The 17,772-nt window shown below is 44.3% G+C and carries 18 protein-coding genes and 1 pseudogene; 17 read left to right on the plus strand and 2 right to left on the minus strand.

The features are described 5' to 3' along the window. Positions 1-45: 45 nt before the first annotated feature. From ABCM67_RS01925 to ABCM67_RS01965, 9 genes are all read left to right on the plus strand, one after another. Entirely contained in the window at positions 46-339 is a 294-nt protein-coding gene (locus tag ABCM67_RS01925) for an HU family DNA-binding protein (RefSeq protein WP_227573730.1), read from the plus strand. A 73-nt stretch (positions 340-412) separates the two neighbouring features. After that, complete coding sequence (locus tag ABCM67_RS01930; RefSeq protein WP_015527118.1) at positions 413-652, plus strand: RNA-binding S4 domain-containing protein; 240 nt, start codon at positions 413-415, stop codon at positions 650-652. Positions 653-742: 90 nt separating this feature from the next. After that, positions 743-1,024: a sporulation protein YabP gene (yabP, locus tag ABCM67_RS01935; protein ID WP_044960948.1), complete on the plus strand. Its 282-nt coding sequence runs from the start codon at positions 743-745 to the stop codon at positions 1,022-1,024. A 111-nt stretch (positions 1,025-1,135) separates the two neighbouring features. Next, positions 1,136-1,450, plus strand: a complete 315-nt coding sequence (locus ABCM67_RS01940; protein ID WP_227573720.1) for a septum formation initiator family protein — start codon at positions 1,136-1,138, stop codon at positions 1,448-1,450. A gap of 119 nt (positions 1,451-1,569) precedes the next feature. Further along, a complete protein-coding gene (locus ABCM67_RS01945; protein ID WP_342992451.1) occupies positions 1,570-3,063 on the plus strand; it encodes a SpoIIE family protein phosphatase in 1,494 nt (497 codons plus the stop codon). A 25-nt stretch (positions 3,064-3,088) separates the two neighbouring features. After that, the gene (gene tilS / locus ABCM67_RS01950) at positions 3,089-4,531 is read left to right on the plus strand and encodes a tRNA lysidine(34) synthetase TilS (RefSeq protein ID WP_342992452.1); all 1,443 of its coding nucleotides are present in this window, start codon (positions 3,089-3,091) and stop codon (positions 4,529-4,531) included. Continuing rightward, on the plus strand, positions 4,528-5,055 hold the full coding sequence (gene hpt, locus ABCM67_RS01955; RefSeq protein ID WP_015527123.1) for a hypoxanthine phosphoribosyltransferase: 528 nt from the start codon (positions 4,528-4,530) through the stop codon (positions 5,053-5,055). Before tilS ends, hpt begins: the two co-directional genes overlap by 4 nt. Before the next feature lie 16 nt (positions 5,056-5,071). Then, positions 5,072-6,919, plus strand: a complete 1,848-nt coding sequence (gene ftsH / locus ABCM67_RS01960) for an ATP-dependent zinc metalloprotease FtsH (protein ID WP_342992453.1) — start codon at positions 5,072-5,074, stop codon at positions 6,917-6,919. A gap of 286 nt (positions 6,920-7,205) precedes the next feature. Then, a complete protein-coding gene (locus tag ABCM67_RS01965) occupies positions 7,206-9,323 on the plus strand; it encodes a glycoside hydrolase family 13 protein (RefSeq protein WP_147603326.1) in 2,118 nt (705 codons plus the stop codon). Between the two features lie 80 nt (positions 9,324-9,403). Here the strand turns inward: ABCM67_RS01965 and ABCM67_RS01970 are convergent, their stop codons facing one another. Further along, positions 9,404-9,715, minus strand: coding sequence for a metalloregulator ArsR/SmtB family transcription factor (locus tag ABCM67_RS01970; protein ID WP_022427364.1), 312 nt, complete (start codon positions 9,713-9,715; stop codon positions 9,404-9,406). Between the two features lie 134 nt (positions 9,716-9,849). Further along, positions 9,850-12,162, minus strand: a complete 2,313-nt coding sequence (locus ABCM67_RS01975; RefSeq protein ID WP_342992454.1) for a heavy metal translocating P-type ATPase — start codon at positions 12,160-12,162, stop codon at positions 9,850-9,852. Between the two features lie 12 nt (positions 12,163-12,174). On the opposite strand from ABCM67_RS01975, the gene ABCM67_RS01980 reads away from it, so the two are divergent. The 8 genes and pseudogenes from ABCM67_RS01980 to ABCM67_RS02015 all read left to right on the plus strand — a co-directional run. Next, positions 12,175-12,951 (plus strand): hypothetical protein, encoded by a 777-nt coding sequence (locus ABCM67_RS01980; RefSeq protein ID WP_342992455.1) that lies wholly within the window; start codon positions 12,175-12,177, stop codon positions 12,949-12,951. A 249-nt stretch (positions 12,952-13,200) separates the two neighbouring features. Next, entirely contained in the window at positions 13,201-13,743 is a 543-nt protein-coding gene (locus tag ABCM67_RS01985; protein WP_022427366.1) for a 5-oxoprolinase subunit PxpA, read from the plus strand. A gap of 168 nt (positions 13,744-13,911) precedes the next feature. Beyond that, on the plus strand, positions 13,912-14,694 hold the full coding sequence (locus ABCM67_RS01990; protein WP_207740670.1) for a ZIP family metal transporter: 783 nt from the start codon (positions 13,912-13,914) through the stop codon (positions 14,692-14,694). Between the two features lie 19 nt (positions 14,695-14,713). After that, positions 14,714-15,625, plus strand: coding sequence for a 2-dehydropantoate 2-reductase N-terminal domain-containing protein (locus ABCM67_RS01995; protein ID WP_129975382.1), 912 nt, complete (start codon positions 14,714-14,716; stop codon positions 15,623-15,625). 14 nt (positions 15,626-15,639) lie between these two features. Next, positions 15,640-16,308, plus strand: coding sequence for a class I SAM-dependent methyltransferase (locus ABCM67_RS02000; protein ID WP_147603324.1), 669 nt, complete (start codon positions 15,640-15,642; stop codon positions 16,306-16,308). Then, positions 16,298-16,996 (plus strand): annotated as a pseudogene (locus tag ABCM67_RS02005) (transglutaminase family protein); the annotation flags it as partial. The gene ABCM67_RS02000 and the pseudogene ABCM67_RS02005, both read left to right, overlap by 11 nt. A 43-nt stretch (positions 16,997-17,039) precedes the next feature. Further along, positions 17,040-17,591 (plus strand): class I SAM-dependent methyltransferase, encoded by a 552-nt coding sequence (locus tag ABCM67_RS02010; protein ID WP_161209992.1) that lies wholly within the window; start codon positions 17,040-17,042, stop codon positions 17,589-17,591. A 53-nt stretch (positions 17,592-17,644) separates the two neighbouring features. Beyond that, positions 17,645-17,772: transposase (locus ABCM67_RS02015; RefSeq protein ID WP_192926232.1), on the plus strand; the 128-nt coding region annotated here is incomplete at its 3' end.

Here is a 17,772-nt window from a genome sequence, read left to right on the forward strand (position 1 = left end):
GCGGTATATATATAAAGCAAAGTCAAAAATAAGAGAACATCAATTATAGGAGGAAACACCATGAATAAAACAGAGTTAGTGGCAGCAATGGCGAAAGACACCAATCTTTCCAAGAAAGATGTAGAAGCTGTTCTGAAATCTTTTATCGATGTTGTAACAGATGAACTGAAAAAAGGCGAGAAGATTCAGCTGGTTGGATTTGGAACTTTCGAAGTAAGCACAAGAGCTGCAAGAGAGGGAAGAAATCCTCAGACTGGTGAGACCATGACGATCGAGGCTTCCAAGTCTCCGAAGTTCAAAGCAGGAAAAGCTTTAAAGGACGTTGTCAACGGTAAATAATCTGTTGGTTCAGAGTGATAACGGCAGGGGAAACCGGTTTTTGGTTTCCCCTGCTTTTTTAGGAGGAAAAATTATGCGTCTTGATAAATATCTGAAAGTATCCAGACTGATCAAACGCCGTACGGTGGCAAATGAAGCCTGCGATGCAGGAAGAGTTCTGGTCAATGACAAGCCGGCCAAGGCTTCTGTACAGGTAAAGACCGGTGACACTGTGGAGATCCAGTTTGGAAGCCGTAATGTAAAGGTTGAAGTCCTGGAAGTTAAGGAAACGGTAAAAAAGGATGAGGTGGAAAGCATGTTCCGCTATATCTGATGCAGGGACAGCTGCCGTTTGGGCGTGATGGTCTATTCCGGATGGATTTTTCATAAAATAAAAGAGAAATCATCCCCAGGGAGGTATGGATTGGACGAGAAGAAACCGGCAGCATTTCACAGTCTGATGCTGGAGCGGCAGAAAGGCGGCACCATAACGGGAATCCGGGAGGTGATCTCTTTCGATGAAAAAGAAATACTGCTGCATACAGAGGAAGGAAAGTTATCCATAAAAGGCGAAGGACTTCATGTAAAACATCTTGATCTGAAAAGCGGGCAGCTTAGCTTGGAGGGAAAAATCGACAGTCTTACCTATCTTGGCAGGAAAAAGGACAAAAAAGAAGGATCCCTTTTAAAAAGACTGTTCCATTAAAGCTAAAATGACAGCAAACCGGTTGATATTTTTTTGAAGAAGTTGTAAAATTTGGATGTATAAGCTCGTAAAAGGTAAAGAGATCAGATTGTGTAAAAAAGGAGCAGCAGATTGAAAAATCCAAAAAAGGGAAAAGAAAAAAAACGGATCGGATATAATTATCTTGGCATGGCGGGGATCATGGTGATCGCACTGGTGTTGCTGGGAAGCCTTATGCTGCAGAGTAAGACTCTGGAACGGCGCAGGGATTATTATGATTCCAAAGCTACAGCACTGGAGAAGTCCATTGAAAGTGAGAAGGAACGTACCAAGGAGATCGAAGCAGAGAAAGAACATATGAAGACCGACGAATATGTGGAAGAGGCGGCTCGTGAGAAGCTGGGACTTGTGAAAGACAACGAGATCGTGTTTCAGGAAGAAAAATAGCTGAAAATCAAAGGTTTCGACGAAATTTTTTTTGACATTTTCGTGCGGCTTTGACAGATATTTCAGGGATCTTCCTTTATAATGTTCAGTCAGTGAAGGTTATAAGGGGAGGGGAAAATATGCAGGAATGGATCATTGCCATGCTCGTAGTCAGCATACTGCTGATACTCCGGGACATGGCAAAAACTGTCTTTTCGGGAAAAACGAAGGAAAAAGAAGAAATGCTGCCGCTTTGTGAAAGCCATCCCCAGAAGGAAAAAGTGGAACGGTATGCAGCATCCTTCCGGAAGCTTGCGGATACATTCTACGGAATGCCTTACCGTAAGGAATTTTTGAGCGGAGGACAGCTGAACCGTATCATATCGGACACCAGTGCGGCTGTATGTTCCAGATGTTATCAGAGAGAGATCTGCTGGGGAGAGCGTGCCGGGGAAACCATGCGGGGCAGTGAGAATATGATCCGTACCATGGAGGAAGGCAATGAAGAGAGTATCCAGAGAGTACGCAGTGAATGGATGGGAGCATGTGGCCGTTCCGCCCAGTATTTTCAGGTCCTGAATGAGGGATTTCGTGAAGAAAGGCAGAATCTCGTGTGGGATAACCGGATGATTGAAAGCCGGCTTGCAGTTGCACAGCAGCTGACGGAAATCTCGAGGATCATGGATCATATGGCAGAAGAGCTGTATGATATCATGCCGGCAGATCCGCAGTTTCAGGAAGATTTGAAAAAGGCTCTTCGTAAAAAACATGTACTTGTAAAGAATGTCTGGGTCATGGATAAGATCGAAGGAAGACGGCAGATATTTCTGAATCTGAGAGCCAGGAGCGGACAGTGTGTTTCCATGACAGAGATCGCACAGATCCTGTCCAGAATCTGCGGAAGCTCCATGACGCCGGACGCCGACAGCCGCAGTATTGTAAATGGAGATTTTCGTATGGTCCATTTTGTGGAGGATGTCAGTTATCAGATGCTTTACGGAGTAGCGCGGCTTACAAGAGAAGCGGAAAAGGTTTCCGGAGACAATTATATCTGTCGTCAGGAAGAGGATGGCAGGTTTTTTCTCTGTCTGTCTGATGGGATGGGTTCCGGAATAGAAGCGTTTAAAGAAAGCGAGATCGTGGTAGAACTTCTGGAACAGTTTCTGGAATCCGGCTTTTCTCAGGAGACAGCTGCCAGAATGGTGAATTCCGCACTGCTATTGAAAGGACGGGAAGGGATGTTTTCTACTGTTGATATCTGTGCGGTGGATCTTTATACCGGGATCTGTGATTTTCTGAAAGCAGGGGCGTCTTCCACATTTATTAAAAGAGATCACTGGGTGGAATCCATTGCTTCGGAAAATCTTGCAGCAGGCTTGGTCCAGCAGCTGGATTTTGATACTGCCTCAAGGAAGCTTTATCATGGAGATTATCTGATCATGATGACAGATGGAGTTCTGGATGCACTTCCTACAGAACGGGAAGAGGAAACCATGAAGGAGATCATTATGGATGTCCGGGAAAAAGAGCCCAGGGAGATGGGACGGGGAATACTGGAAAGGGTCCTGGGATACAGTGATTATCATGCCAGGGATGATATGACAGTAGTTGTGGCAGGATTGTGGAAAAAATAGAGTATTTTTGGTTACAGGAGAAAAAATGATCACACGTGTAAGAAAATATATCAGAGACAATCGGATGCTGAAAGCAGAGGATATGGTTGTGGCAGGGGTTTCCGGAGGGGCGGATTCCATAGCAATGCTTCATATTTTGAAAAGTCTTCAGAAAGAGATCGGTTTTTCCATGGAAGTGGTTCATGTCCATCATGGGATCCGGGGCCAGGAGGCGGACCGGGATGAGCAGTTTGTGGAAAAAATCTGCCGGGATTGGGGAATCCCTTTCCGGTCCAGGCATTATCCGGTTCCGGAGCTTTCCGGAAAGTGGAAGCTGGGAGAAGAAGAAACCGGAAGGATCGTGCGAAAACAGGCATTTCAGGAGGAAAAAAAGAGACTTGGTTTTTCCGGAGAACAGTCAAAAAAGAACGGACAGTTCCGGGTTGCGCTGGCACATAATCGCAACGATCTGGCAGAGACTATGCTGCATCATCTGGCAAGGGGAACCGGTATCCGGGGACTTTCCGGGATACAGGCGGTAAATGGTGAGATCATCCGGCCGGTTTTGTGTTTAGAACGGAAGGAGATCGTCAATTATCTGAAAGAGAGAGGTATTTCCTATATCACAGACAGCAGCAATCTTTCAGATGACTATACAAGAAACCGGATCCGTAACCATATTCTTCCGGCTATGGAACAGAAGATCAATGCAAAAGCGGTGGAGCATATGGCAGAAACCGCACGGGTTCTGGCAGAGGCAGATTCGTATCTTCAGAAAAAGGGAAGGGAGCTTCTGGCAGGCTGCCGGAAACAAAATGGCTATCTTCTGGATGAAAAATTTTTTGCACAGGATCCTATCCTTCAGGAATATGCGGTGATGGAGGCGTTTGAGATACTGGCAGGAAAACGTAAGGACTTTACATCTCTTCATGTGGACCAGGTCCTTTCGCTTCAAAAAAAAGAAAACGGTCGTTATATCAACCTTCCGGAATCGCTGCGGGTAATACGACAGTACGGAGGGGTATGTCTGAAAAAGAACTCTGCATCAGACAGAGAGAACGCTGTTTCCACTGAAAAAAAAGTATCGGCAGGTCTCAGAGAAATGTCTATGGAGCTTCCGGTACCTGGAATTCTGGAAAGTCCTTTCGGAGTTTTTGAGTCGAAAATTTTTTCTTATAAGAAACAGAAGATTGAAGAAAAAAAGTATACGAAATGGTTTGATTATGATAAAATAAAAAATAGTCCATGCGTTCGGACCAGAAGACAGGGAGATTATCTTACTGTAAACAGTGAAGGCGGAAGAAAGAAGCTGAACCGGATCTTTATTGATGAGAAGATTCCGGCGGAGATGAGAGACAGGCTTCCGGTTGTTGCGGCAGGATCTGAGATACTCTGGATCCCGGGAGGACGGATGAACGAGAAGTATAAGATCACTTCCACTACAGGGAGAGTGTTAGAATTACATTACCAAGGAGGAGCTTTAGCATGAGCGAAAAAATCAGGGTTTTACTCAGTGAAGAAGAGGTAGATGCCCGTATCCAGGAAGTTGCAGATATGATCAACAAGGATTATGACGGAAAAGATGTACACATGATCTGCGTTCTGAAAGGCGGCGTTTTCTTTATGTGTGAGCTTGCCAAGAGGATCACACGCCCGGTAACACTGGATTTCATGTCTGTGTCCAGTTACGGTGATGATACGAAATCCAGCGGTGTTGTAAAGATCGTCAAGGATCTGGATCAGCCACTGGACGGGAAAGATGTTCTGATCGTAGAGGATATCATTGATTCAGGCAGAACCTTAAGCTATCTGCTGCGTATCCTGAAGGGCAGACATCCGGCAAGCATCAGACTCTGTACACTTCTTGACAAACCGGAGAGACGTGTGACAGATGTAGAGGTAGATTACTGCTGCTTCAATATTCCGGACGAGTTTGTAGTAGGATACGGACTTGATTATGCCCAGAAATACAGAAACCTTCCTTACATCGGAGTAGTGGAGCTTCAGGACTGAAAGGAGATTTAACCAAGTGAGCAAGCATTCAGGTAAGATAGGCCTGTACCTTCTGCTTATTGTGGCACTGATCGCAGGATATCTGTATCTCAATGACCAGGTATCTACCCAGGGCAGCTACACAATGGGTCAGCTGGAAAAGGCTCTGGAAGAAGACAAAGTGACGGATGCGGTGATCCATCAGAACAGAGAAGTGCCCACCGGTTATGTAACAGCAAACATTGTTTCAGACGGTCAGAAGACAGTCTACGTAACCGATGTAAAGGAAGCGGAGGCGCTTCTTGAAGAACATGATATCGATCCGACGATCCGCAATGTACCCAAGGACAGCTCCATGATCGGAACAGTACTTCCGGTAGTGCTTACCGGCGCGATCTTTCTCTTTTTCTTTATGATGATGAACCGGCAGATGTCCGGAGGCGGCGGAAGCAATGCGAAGATGATGAACTTCGGAAAAAGCAGAGCCAGGATGTCGTCCCCTGATGATAAGAAAGTAACGTTCAAGGATGTTGCAGGTCTTCAGGAGGAGAAGGAGGATCTGGAGGAAGTGGTGGATTTCCTGAAATCCCCACAGAAGTATACCAAGGTAGGTGCCAGGATCCCGAAAGGCGTGATCCTTGTGGGCCCTCCGGGAACAGGTAAAACTCTTCTCGCGAAGGCAGTTGCAGGAGAGGCCGGAGTTCCGTTTTTCTCCATTTCTGGATCCGATTTCGTGGAGATGTTTGTTGGTGTCGGTGCTTCCCGTGTACGAGATCTTTTTGAAGAGGGCAAGCGTCATGCACCGTGCATCATCTTTATTGATGAGATCGATGCGGTAGCCCGTCAGAGAGGAACCGGTATGGGCGGCGGCCACGATGAGAGAGAGCAGACGTTGAACCAGCTTCTTGTAGAGATGGATGGTTTTGGAGTAAATGAAGGAATCATCGTAATGGCAGCGACCAACCGTGTGGATATTCTGGATCCTGCGATCCTCCGTCCGGGACGATTTGACCGTAAAGTCGATGTGGGACGCCCGGATGTTAAGGGCAGAGAAGAGATCCTTATGGTCCATGCCAAGGACAAACCGCTGGGAGATGATGTGGATCTTCGCCAGATTGCCCAGACAACCGCAGGATTTACAGGTGCAGATCTGGAGAACCTTCTTAACGAAGCTGCTATTGATGCTGCAAAAGAGGGCCGTCCTTATATCATGCAGAAGGATATCAAGAAAGCATTCATCAAGGTCGGGATCGGTGCAGAAAAGAAGAGCAAGGTCATCTCTGATAAAGAGAAAAAGATCACAGCTTATCATGAAGCAGGCCATGCGATCCTGTTCCATGTACTTCCTCATATGGATCCGGTATACACCATTTCCATTATCCCTACGGGAATGGGAGCTGCCGGCTACACCATGCCGCTGCCGGATAATGATGAGATGTTTAATACAAAGAACAAAATGCTGGAGGATATCACCACGCTTCTTGGCGGACGTGTGGCTGAGGAGATCATCTTCGGAGATATCACCACCGGTGCTTCCAATGATATCAAACGTGCCACAGAGACTGCACGCTCTATGGTAATGAAATACGGTATGTCTGAAAAAATCGGTCTGATCGCTTACGGCAACGATGACGATGAGGTATTTATCGGCCGTGATCTGGCACATACCAGAGGCTACAGTGAGGAAGTGGCAAGAGAGATTGATGGGGAGATTTCCCGTATCATCCGTGAGTGCCATGAGAATGCAGAGAGCATCATCCGTGAGAATATCGGTGTTCTTCACAGCTGTGCGGCCCTTCTTCTCGAGAAGGAAAAGATACATCGTGAAGAGTTTGAAGCACTTTTTACAACAGAAAAAGAAGAGGTTGCAAAAACAAACGAATAAAATGCACAAAAAAAAATATTGAATTTTGTGAACTTTGTGCACACTTTTTGGTGGACACATGGTACTATAAATACCGTAAAAACCCCCCAATACATTATATAGTTTTTGCTACACCCCATAAGAAGAAATACCTTCTCCAAAAAAGGCAGCTTAACCAGCTGCCTTTTTTACTGCCCAAAAATAAAAGACGAATTACGGAGAAAACAGATATATATGCTTGCGGGATGGAAAAAATTAAGATAATATATTTAAAACATGGTACTAAAAACGGAATGAGGAAGATAGAATGTTATATGAAAGCATGGAGACTGCAAAGAAGATGCGGTATATACTCAATATGAGTCCGGTATTAAATAAAGACGCAATGTTCAGTGACGGGACGGAATATTACCGTACACCTGTGGAGCCGCGGGAAGGTGATACAGTTACGATCCGTTTTCGTACCCAGAGAAATAACGTGGACAACGTCTGTCTTGTGCATGACGGAGAATATCTGGAAATGAAGCGGGAAAAAACTTCCGGAAGCTTTGATTATTATACTGCACAGATCGTAATGGGAAAAGATCTTGTACGATATTACTTTGAGATCCATTCAGGACTTGTTACCTGTTATTATGATACAAATGGTGTAAGCACCAGACATGAGGAACGGACAGAATTTGAGATTTATCCCGGATATCATGTGCCTGAGTGGCTGAAGGGTGCTGTGATGTATCAGATTTATGTGGATCGTTTCTGTAACGGAGATCCTTCCAATGATGTGGAAACAGGGGAATATTTCTATATCGGGGACACTTCCGTAAAAGTGGATAACTGGGAAAAGGTTCCGGCTGTGATGGGTGTCCGGGAATTTTATGGCGGCGATCTTCAGGGAGTTATGGATAAGCTGGATTATCTTCAGGAGCTTGGAGTGGATGTGATCTATCTGAATCCGGTCTTTGTTTCTCCCAGCAACCATAAGTATGACTGTCAGGATTACGATCATATCGATCCGCATATCGGAAGGATCGTAGAGGACTGTGATGGTCTGTTAAGTCCCGGAGACAGTGACAACAGTCATGCCCTTAAATATATCCGCCGTGTGACCGATAAACGGAATTTGGAGGCCAGTAATAAGCTTTTTCAGGAGCTTGTGGAGGAAATTCACAGAAGAGGGATGAAAGTGATCCTGGATGGGGTATTTAACCATTGCGGATCCTTTAATAAATGGATGGACAGGGAACGGATCTACGAAAATCAGGAAGGCTACGAAAAGGGGGCCTATGTTTCGGCGGACAGCCCTTATCGTTCTTTCTTCTGCTTCCAGGATCAGAACCGCTGGCCCTATAATCCAACCTACGACGGCTGGTGGACCCATGATACCCTGCCAAAGCTGAACTACGAAGAATCTGAGGAGCTTTGCCGGACGATCCTTGATGTGGGCAGAAAATGGGTTTCGCCGCCGTATAACGTAGACGGCTGGAGACTGGATGTAGCTGCAGATCTGGGCCACAGCAATGATTTTAACCATCACTTCTGGAAAGAGTTCCGGAGGACAGTAAAAGAAGCCAATCCTGATGCAGTGATCCTTGCAGAACACTACGGAAATCCGGAAAGCTGGCTTCGCGGCGATGAGTGGGATACGGTTATGAACTATGACGCTTTTATGGAGCCTGTAACCTGGTTCCTGACCGGAATGGAGAAGCACAGTGATGAGTACCGGGAGGACCTTTATGGCAACAGTGAGGCCTTTATCGGGGCGATGAAGCATCATATGCAGTCTTTGCATATGGGAGCGCTTTATGGAGCCATGAATGAGCTTTCAAACCATGACCATTCCAGATTTCTGACAAGGACCAATCACAGAGTAGGAAGGCTTTCCTATGCAGGCGCCGAGGCAGCATCTGCGGGCATAAATCCTGCCATCATGAGAGAGGCTGTTGTGATCCAGATGACGTGGCCTGGTGCGCCTACGGTATATTACGGGGATGAGGCCGGCGTCTGCGGCTTTACAGATCCGGATAACCGCAGAACTTATCCCTGGGGAAAAGAAGACCAGGAGATGCTGGACTTTCATAAACGTATGATCTGCATACACAAGGCATATCCGATTCTTGCAAAGGGTTCCCTGGAATTTCTGTGGAACGATCATCAGGGCTTGAGCTATGGTCGTTTTTCTGATTCTGAACAGATCATAGTGATCCTTAATAATCAGGATCAGGAGAGAGACATAAGGGTAACAGCCTGGAAAACCGGTGTAAGCCGGAAAGAAGCAACGGCTTTTCAGCGCCTGATGCTTTCTTCCGGAGAGGGTTATACGGAAATGCCGGAAGAATATATTGCAGATGCAGGGATTCTTCAGGTGAAGATGCCTGCATACGGAGCGATGGTGCTTCACCACAGGGCGAGGGATAAATACAAATGATGCACGAGTAAGGCAGAGAAAAAAGCCAATCTGTTCTTCCATTAGGAAGCAGATTGGCTTTTTGCATTGTGTTTTATGCGTTATTCTTCTGTAACGTGTTCCAGACCCTGATTCATGATGGTTGCCACATGGCTGTCTGCCAGGGAGTAGTAAATGGTTTTTCCGTCTCTTCGAAATTTGACCAGTGACATCTGCTTCAGTACCCGGAGCTGATGGGAAATGGCACTCTGGGTCATGGAAAGACGATCGGCAATATCCTGAACACAGAGCTCTTCCACAGAAAGTACGTACAGGATACGGATCCTGGTAGGATCACCGAAAACCTTGAACAGGTCGGCAAGCCGGTACAGTGTATCATCATTGATCGGGTAATCTATATGTGTTTTCTTCATTTGCGCATCCTCCAAACTGTTAACTTCTATTGTAGCTGAAAAAAACGCACCGGTCAAATTCTTTTCTGCATCACTGGGGAGTTGTATGGATGCACAGGGATCCGCTGCAGGATATCTGCCCTGCAGAACGGATCTTATTTTTTATACAGGATACGAATGGAATTCAGCACGCAGATCATGGCAACGCCAGTGTCTGCAAATACGGCCATCCACATGTTGGCATGTCCGGCAAGACCAAGGATCATAACTGCGATCTTGATCACCAGGGCAAATATTACGTTCTGCCATGCAATACGGTTTGTGCTTCGTGCAATGGCGATAGACTGAGGGATCGCATCTACATTGGAATTCATAAATACGGCATCTGCGGCTTCAATGGCAGCATCTGCACCGCTTCCCATGGCAGCACCTACATCAGCACCTGCAAGAACAGGAGCGTCGTTGATACCGTCACCGACAAACATAACCGTTCCATGTGCCTGGCGGACCTTTTTCAGGGCATTGAGCTTATCCTCCGGAAGAAGCTTTGCATAGATCTCATCGATCCCGGCATCTTTTCCTACAGCCTGTGCACTGTCTTCGGAGTCTCCAGTGAGCATAACGGTGTGGAGACCAAGCTTTTTCAGAGAAGCAATGGCTTCCTTTGCGTCAGGTTTGATGGTATCGGAGATCAGCATATATCCTGCGAAGGTTCCGTTTACTGCCATAAATACTTCAGAGCCGTAAGCGGCTTCCTTTAATTCTCCGATTGTAACTCCGAATTTATCCATCAGCTTGCGATTTCCGCAGAGAACTTTTCCCTCCGGCATTTCCGCAACGATCCCGTGACCGGAAATTTCTTCCAGGGAGATCGGTTTTTCAAATTGGATCTCACGTTCCTTTGCGGCAGCAACGATGCTGTTTGCAATAGGATGTGTGGAGTTCTGTTCACAGCCTGCACACATGGAAAGGAGTTCATTTTCCGTGTATTTACCGGTGGCAACAACCTTCTGAAGCTGGAAGTTACCCTCTGTGATAGTACCGGTCTTATCCATGATCACAGCGCCGAGCTTACTTAATCCTTCGATGGAAAGGCCACCCTTGAAAAGGATACCCTTTTTGGAACCGGCACCAATCCCAGAGAAGAAGGCCAGCGGGATACTAAGTACAAGAGCACAAGGGCAGCTCATTACCAGGAAAGTAATGGCTGTGTAGATCCAGTAATGCCAGTTTCCGGTAACAAGGGATGGGAGTATGGCAGTTGCCACTGCGATTCCTACAACACAAGGAGTATAAACCCTGGCAAAACGTGTGATAAAGCGGTCGATCTTCGGTTTGCTTGCTGCCGCGTTTTCTACGGAATCCAGAATACGAGTGACCATGGATTCTTCCAGAGGTTTTTCCACGCGGATCTTAAGCTGGCCGGAAGTGTTGACGCAACCAGAAGTGATCTCATCACCTTCATTTACAGCAACCGGTACAGGCTCTCCTGTGATCGGAGAAGTGTCGATACGGCTGTTTCCCTCAATTACGATACCATCAAGAGGGATGCGGTCTCCGGGACGGACCAGAAGAATGTCTCCGATCTGAGCCTCTTCAGAGGGAATTACCTGGATATCATCGCCTGTGACCAGGTTTACAACTTCCGGACGAAGGTCTACGGCATCCATGATCTGCCCGCGGCTTCGTTCAACGGCTTTTTCCTCAAAAAGCTCGCCGATGCGGTAAAAGAGCATAACGCCTACGGCCTCAGCAGAATCATTGATGGCAAAAGCGGCAAGTGTTGCAATGCTCATGAGAAAGTTTTCATCAAAAATCTGTCCGTGAGAGATGTTTTTGGCAGCTTTTACAACGATAACACCCCCAAGCGCCAGGTATGCGATCACAAATACAGGAAGAGTGGCACTGGTACCAAAGCCTTTGTGTTCCATGATCTCTCCGGCAACGAAGAGTACTGCACCGATGATAATGCAGATGATATCTACGTTTTCCTTGGAGAAAAATTTCTTCTTGGAAGCGGTTGTGTGAGTCACTGTTTTTGGGGACTGAGCCTTTGGCTTCGGATCCTTTTCTTTTACAAGAACTTCGGATTCAATGGATGTACAGATCTTACGGATCTGATCCAGGTATCGATCCGGATTCTTTGCAGTTAAGCGAAGCTGTTTTGTTGCAAAAGTGATGGTTGCTTCGGAAATGCCTTCAAGGTTTGCAATTTGTTCCTCCATTTTGGAAGCGCAGTGAGCGCAGCCTAGATTCTCCAGAAGATAGGTCTTGGTTGTTGTGTCAGTGGAAGCTGCCGGAGCTGGATTTCTCGGAACAACTTTAACTTCAGACTCAATGGATGTGCAGATCTTGCGGATCTGCGGAAGCAGAGCGTCTGGATCTGCAGCCCCTAAGCGAAGCTGTTTTGTTGCAAAAGTAATGGTAGCGCTTTCGACGCCTTCAAGAGCCTGGATCCGTTCCTCCATTTTGGAAGCACAGTGAGCGCAGCCGAGGTTCTCCAGAATGTAGACACGCTTTGCGGTGAGAGCATTGTGGGAGTGACCATGGTGCTCATGCTCGTGATCCCCGCAGCCACAGCTGCAGTGCTCGTTATGGTGGTGATGGTGTTCGTGTGCATGATGTTCGTGTTCGGAATCCTCGCAGCCACAGCCGCAGTGCTCGTCATGGTGATGATGATGCTCATGTTCATGATGTTCGTGCTCGTGATCCTCGCAGCCACAGCCGCAGTGTTCGTCATGGTTGTGAAGGTGCTCGTGTGCATGATGTTCGTGCTCGTGATCCTCGCAGCCACAGCCGCAGTGCTCGTCATGGTTGTGAAGGTGCTCGTGTGCATGATGTTCGTGCTCATGGTCCTCGCAGCCACAGCCGCAGTGCTCGCCATGGCTGTGATGGTGCTCGTGTTCATGATGTTCGTGCTCATGATCCTCGCAGCCACAACCACAGTGCTCGCCATGGCTGTGATGGTGCTCGTGTTCATGATGTTCGTGCTCGTGATCCCCGCAGCCACAGCCGCAGTGCTCGTGTTCATGATGTTCATGTTTATGATCCTCACAACCACAGCCGCAGTGCTCATGGTGGTGATGATGCTCATGTTCATGATCTTCATGGTCATGATTCTCGCAACCACAGACGCAGTGCTCATCATGGTGATGGTGCTCATGATCGTGATGTTCTTCATGCTCATCATGGCTGTGATGCGCATGCTCGTGACCGCAGCCGCAGGAATCTGCGGACTTCATGGAATCTTTCTTTAATTTTTCTTCCATATGAACTCTCCTTGCTGATTCGTTTGTTTTTTATATGAATATATGAATTAATGTTCATATGACTATTTAATCATATATAAAAATCTTTGTCAACAGCTTTTCAAAGAACGGATCAAAGAAAAGTAAAATTTATTGCAAAAGAAATATAGAAAATATTAATATATTCTGAAAAAATAATCTATTTTATTATTTTTATTTAACATGTTATACTTTCAACAAGTAAAGAAAGGTAGCAACATGTACAGTATCGACTTAAACAGTGACATGGGTGAGAGCTTTGGCGCATATAAGCTTGGCGGCGATGAAGAGATCATCAAATATGTCACAACAGCAAATGTTGCATATGGCTGGCATGCAGGCGATCCGATGGTAATGGATAAGGTAGTCCGCATGGCAAAGGAACGTGGCGTTATGGTTGGAGCCCATCCTGGATATCCGGATCTTCTTGGCTTTGGACGAAGAAAGATGGTTCTCTCTCATGATGAAGTTAAGAATTATGTCAGATACCAGATCGGAGCACTGGCTGCATTTACCAAGAGCTACGGAATGAAGCTTCAGCATGTCGCTCCTCATGGAGCAATGGGGAATGGCTGCCAGTATGACGAGGATATTTCCACAGCGATCTGTGAGGCAATCTGCGAGTATGACAAAGATCTGATCGTTTATTACTGTGCAGGAGCAGTTCTTGGTGATATCGCTGAGAGCAAGGGGCTTCGCACAGCATCTGAGATTTTTGCAGATCGTGCATACATGGATGATCTTTCTCTCGTAAATTGTTAAAAGAATTATATTGTTATATGATTTCGTAAGTGATATACTTAAACATAAGGAAAACCGTGTGAAATTACAGTTTGCTTTTTGCACGGTTTCTTTTATACATGGTAGTTAGTTAAAGCTAACAACGGAACGATGTGAAAGTACTTTTGACTATACAGAAAGGAATACATAATGCTAATGAATGTTTTTGAAGGTATACTGATTCCATTTGTTGGAACAACGCTAGGTGCAGCATGCGTGTTTTTTATGAGAAAAACACTTAGCAAGTTACTGCAACGTGCACTTGCAGGGTTTGCAGCAGGTATAATGGTTGCTGCTTCAATCTGGAGTCTTCTGATTCCGGCAATTGAACAATCTGAGAATATGGGAACTTTATCGTTTGTTCCGGCAGTTGTTGGGTTCTGGATTGGTATATTGTTTTTACTCGCACTTGATCATTTGATTCCACATCTTCATGTTGGAAGTGATCAGGCAGAGGGACCGAAAAGCAAACTTGGCCGTACTACGATGATGGTGTTGGCAGTTACATTACATAATATCCCTGAAGGTATGGCAGTTGGTGTAATGTATGCAGGATTTCTTGCTGAAAATGCACAGATTACAGCAACAAGTGCACTTGCTTTATCACTTGGAATTGCTATCCAGAATTTTCCAGAAGGAGCGATTATATCCATGCCGCTTAGGGCAGAGGGTGAAAGTAAGAGAAAGGCATTTCTGGGAGGTGTACTTTCAGGAGTCGTTGAACCGATTGGAGCAGTAATGACGATTCTTGTCGCACAGCTGGTAATCCCGGCATTACCATATTTACTCAGCTTTGCAGCAGGAGCTATGTTATATGTCGTGGTTGAAGAACTAATTCCGGAAATGTCTCAGGGACAGCACTCGAATATCGGTACGCTTTTCTTTGCACTTGGATTTAGTTTGATGATGATCTTGGATGTGGCACTGGGGTAAGAGGAGAGGAAAGATTCTTATGAGAATATTGATTTATGGTGCTGGTGTGATTGGATCCTTGTATGCGGCTTTATTTGCAGAAGCCGGTTATGATACAAATATTTATGCCAGAGGTAAAAGACTTGAGGCTTTAAGAAATAATGGATTGAAATATAAGAAAAATCAGGAAGTAATAAAGGCAGAGATTAGGATTCTTGGAGAACTACCAAACGATGATATTTATGATTTTGTCTTGCTTACTGTCCGGGAAAACCAGCTGTATGAAGCACTTACTGAATTGAAAAATAATAAAAGTAATACGATTGTTACAATGATAAATTCACTGGACAGTTACAATAAATGGGAAGACATTGTCGGAAAAGGAAGAATATTACCGGCTTTTCCAGGAGCAGGCGGAAGTATAAATGATGATGGTATCCTTGATGCAGCACTTACTCCAAGGTTGATTCAGCCGACAACATTTGCAGAAATATCAGGAAATAAATCCGAAAGAACTAAGCAGTTTTCAGAGATATTGAGGCATGCTCATATACCATACCAGAAAGTAACGGATATGCATCTATGGCAGCTTTGTCATCTTGCTATGGTGGTACCGATTGCAGATGCGTATTATGAATCAGACGATCCGGAGAAAGTGGGAAAAGAATGGAAAATCATGAGGAAAACAGCAGAAAGGCTGAAAAGAAATTTTAATTTTTTGCGAAAACAAAAGGGTAAACTGTCACCATGGAAAATGAATATTTTTCGCTTTTTACCATTGTCATTTCTGACGATTATGCTGGCAGTTACATTTGGAAGCAGTTTTGGAGATAAATTTATGTATCAACATGCTATGAAGGCACCAGATGAAATGAGGGAATTGCATAAGCAGTTTTATGCTTATATGAAAAAAATGAAGAAATGCGGATGCAAGGCGAAAAAGGTACAGTGATTGGAGAAAAAAGCATGAAAAATGAAGAATATAAAAAATTGTCAATTAAAGAGTTTACAAAAGCAGCAGGAAGATATGAAAGTAACCATGCTGGCATTTACAAAATGTGCAAGAAAGATTATCCGGATATTCTGGAAGAATTAGAGAAGGAGCCATTTAGAAATTTATTGGATGCAGGCTGTGGGCCTGCTCCGATGATTTCTTTATTAGCAGAAAAACATCCAGACCGGCATTATACAGGACTGGATCTGACTCCGGCAATGATTGAACAGGCAAAAAAGAAAAATATACCAAATACAACATTTGTTGTAGGAGACTGTGAGAACTTTCCTTTTGAAAAGGATTCATTTGATGCAATTATTTGTTCTATGAGCTTCCATCATTATCCGGATCCACAGGCATTTTTTGACAGTGTGAAAAGATGTCTTCGCCCAAATGGAAGATTGATACTGAGAGATGTGACCAGTGACAATAAAGTATTGGTATGGCTAATGAATACATTGGAAATGCCGTTGGCAAATATATGCGGACATGGAGATGTCCAAGTGCCAACAAGAGATGTGGTCATAAAATGTTGCAAAAAAGCAGGATTAAAAGTAGAAAAATTTGAAATTCGTAAAGGTATGCGAATGCATTGTGTTGTGAGAAAATCTATGGGAAAGGCGATAGGAAATGAAAGATAAGTATCTTAGGGAAACACGAATGGTTGATTTTTCTAATCCGGCAATTCAAAAACTTATTCAAAATATGAAATGGAAGGAAATGGGTGAATTTGAAAGGATTAAGGCAATCTACAACTATGTAAGAGATGATGTTTTATTTGGATATAATATTGATGACGGAATTTCAGCTTCAAAAGTACTTGCAGATGGTTATGGACAATGTAATACAAAAGGAACTTTATTTATGGCACTTTTACGTGCCTGCAATATTCCATGCAGAGTACATGGTTTTACGATTGATAAAAGATTGCAGAAAGGGGCTATGACCGGGTTTGTTTACCGTAATGCTCCAAAAAGTATTTTCCATAGCTGGGTAGAAATTAATTTCGAAAATCAGTGGTACGAACTGGAAGCTTTCATTTTGGATAAAACCTACATAAAGAAGTTACAGGAACAAAATTCGGAATGTACAGGTGCATTTTGCGGTTATGGAGTAGCAGTCAAGGATTTCAGAAATCTCATTATTGAGTTTGATAGGAACAATACTTATATTCAGAGCGAGGGAATCAATCAGGATTTTGGTGTTTATGATTGTCCAGATGAACTGTTGAAGGAACATCATCAAGAAATTTCAGCCTTTAAAGCATTTGCTTATAGACATATTGGAAGACACCTCATGAATCGTAATGTCAGGAAGATTAGAGAACGATAGTTTTAAGCTTTTAGAATTAAAATTAAATTTGGAGGGTAATATGGCAGACAAAATACAAAATGCTTATGAAACATCAAAAAATATATATGACGATGTTCTTACGCAAAGAAATATTTTCAGCAAACTGTATATTAAGCTATTTTGGAGTGGCACGGATGATAATGATATAGCACGAAAAGTTTTATCATATGTTCCTGATGACTTTTCAGGAAATCTTCTTGATGTTCCGGTTGGAACTGCTATATTTACGGAAAACAAATGGAGCTCTCTGAAAAATGCACATATTACTTGTATTGATTACAGCATGGATATGCTTGAACAAGCCAGAAAAAGACTTGGTAGTCATGCGCATATCAAATGTATTCAGGGGGATGTGGGGAACCTGCAAATGGAGAATGAATCTGTTGATACCGTTGTCAGTATGAATGGTTTTCATGCATTTCTTGATAAGCAAAAAGCATTTCATGAAATATGGCGTGTTTTGAAACCAGGCGGCGATTTCATTGCCTGTTTTTATCCAATGCGTCGTAAAACCCCTTGCTTCAGTTATGGGGATATAAGACGCGTCCATCGAATTTATGCAAGTAATTGAAGATGGACAAAATAGTAATTGTATTAACTAATGAACCATAGTATAATATAAATATGAACACAACATATAAATCAAACAACAATGTCGTCTATTCCTGTAAATACCATGTAGTATGGTGTCCAAAGTATAGACGAAAAGTATTAATTAATGGTGTGGACGTCCGGCTGAAGGAGCTGCTCAC

The organism is Blautia sp. 2227st1_G12_2227SCRN_220401, assembly GCF_039062885.1.
In the GTDB taxonomy this organism is placed as follows: Bacteria; Bacillota; Clostridia; order Lachnospirales; family Lachnospiraceae; genus Blautia_A; species Blautia_A fusiformis.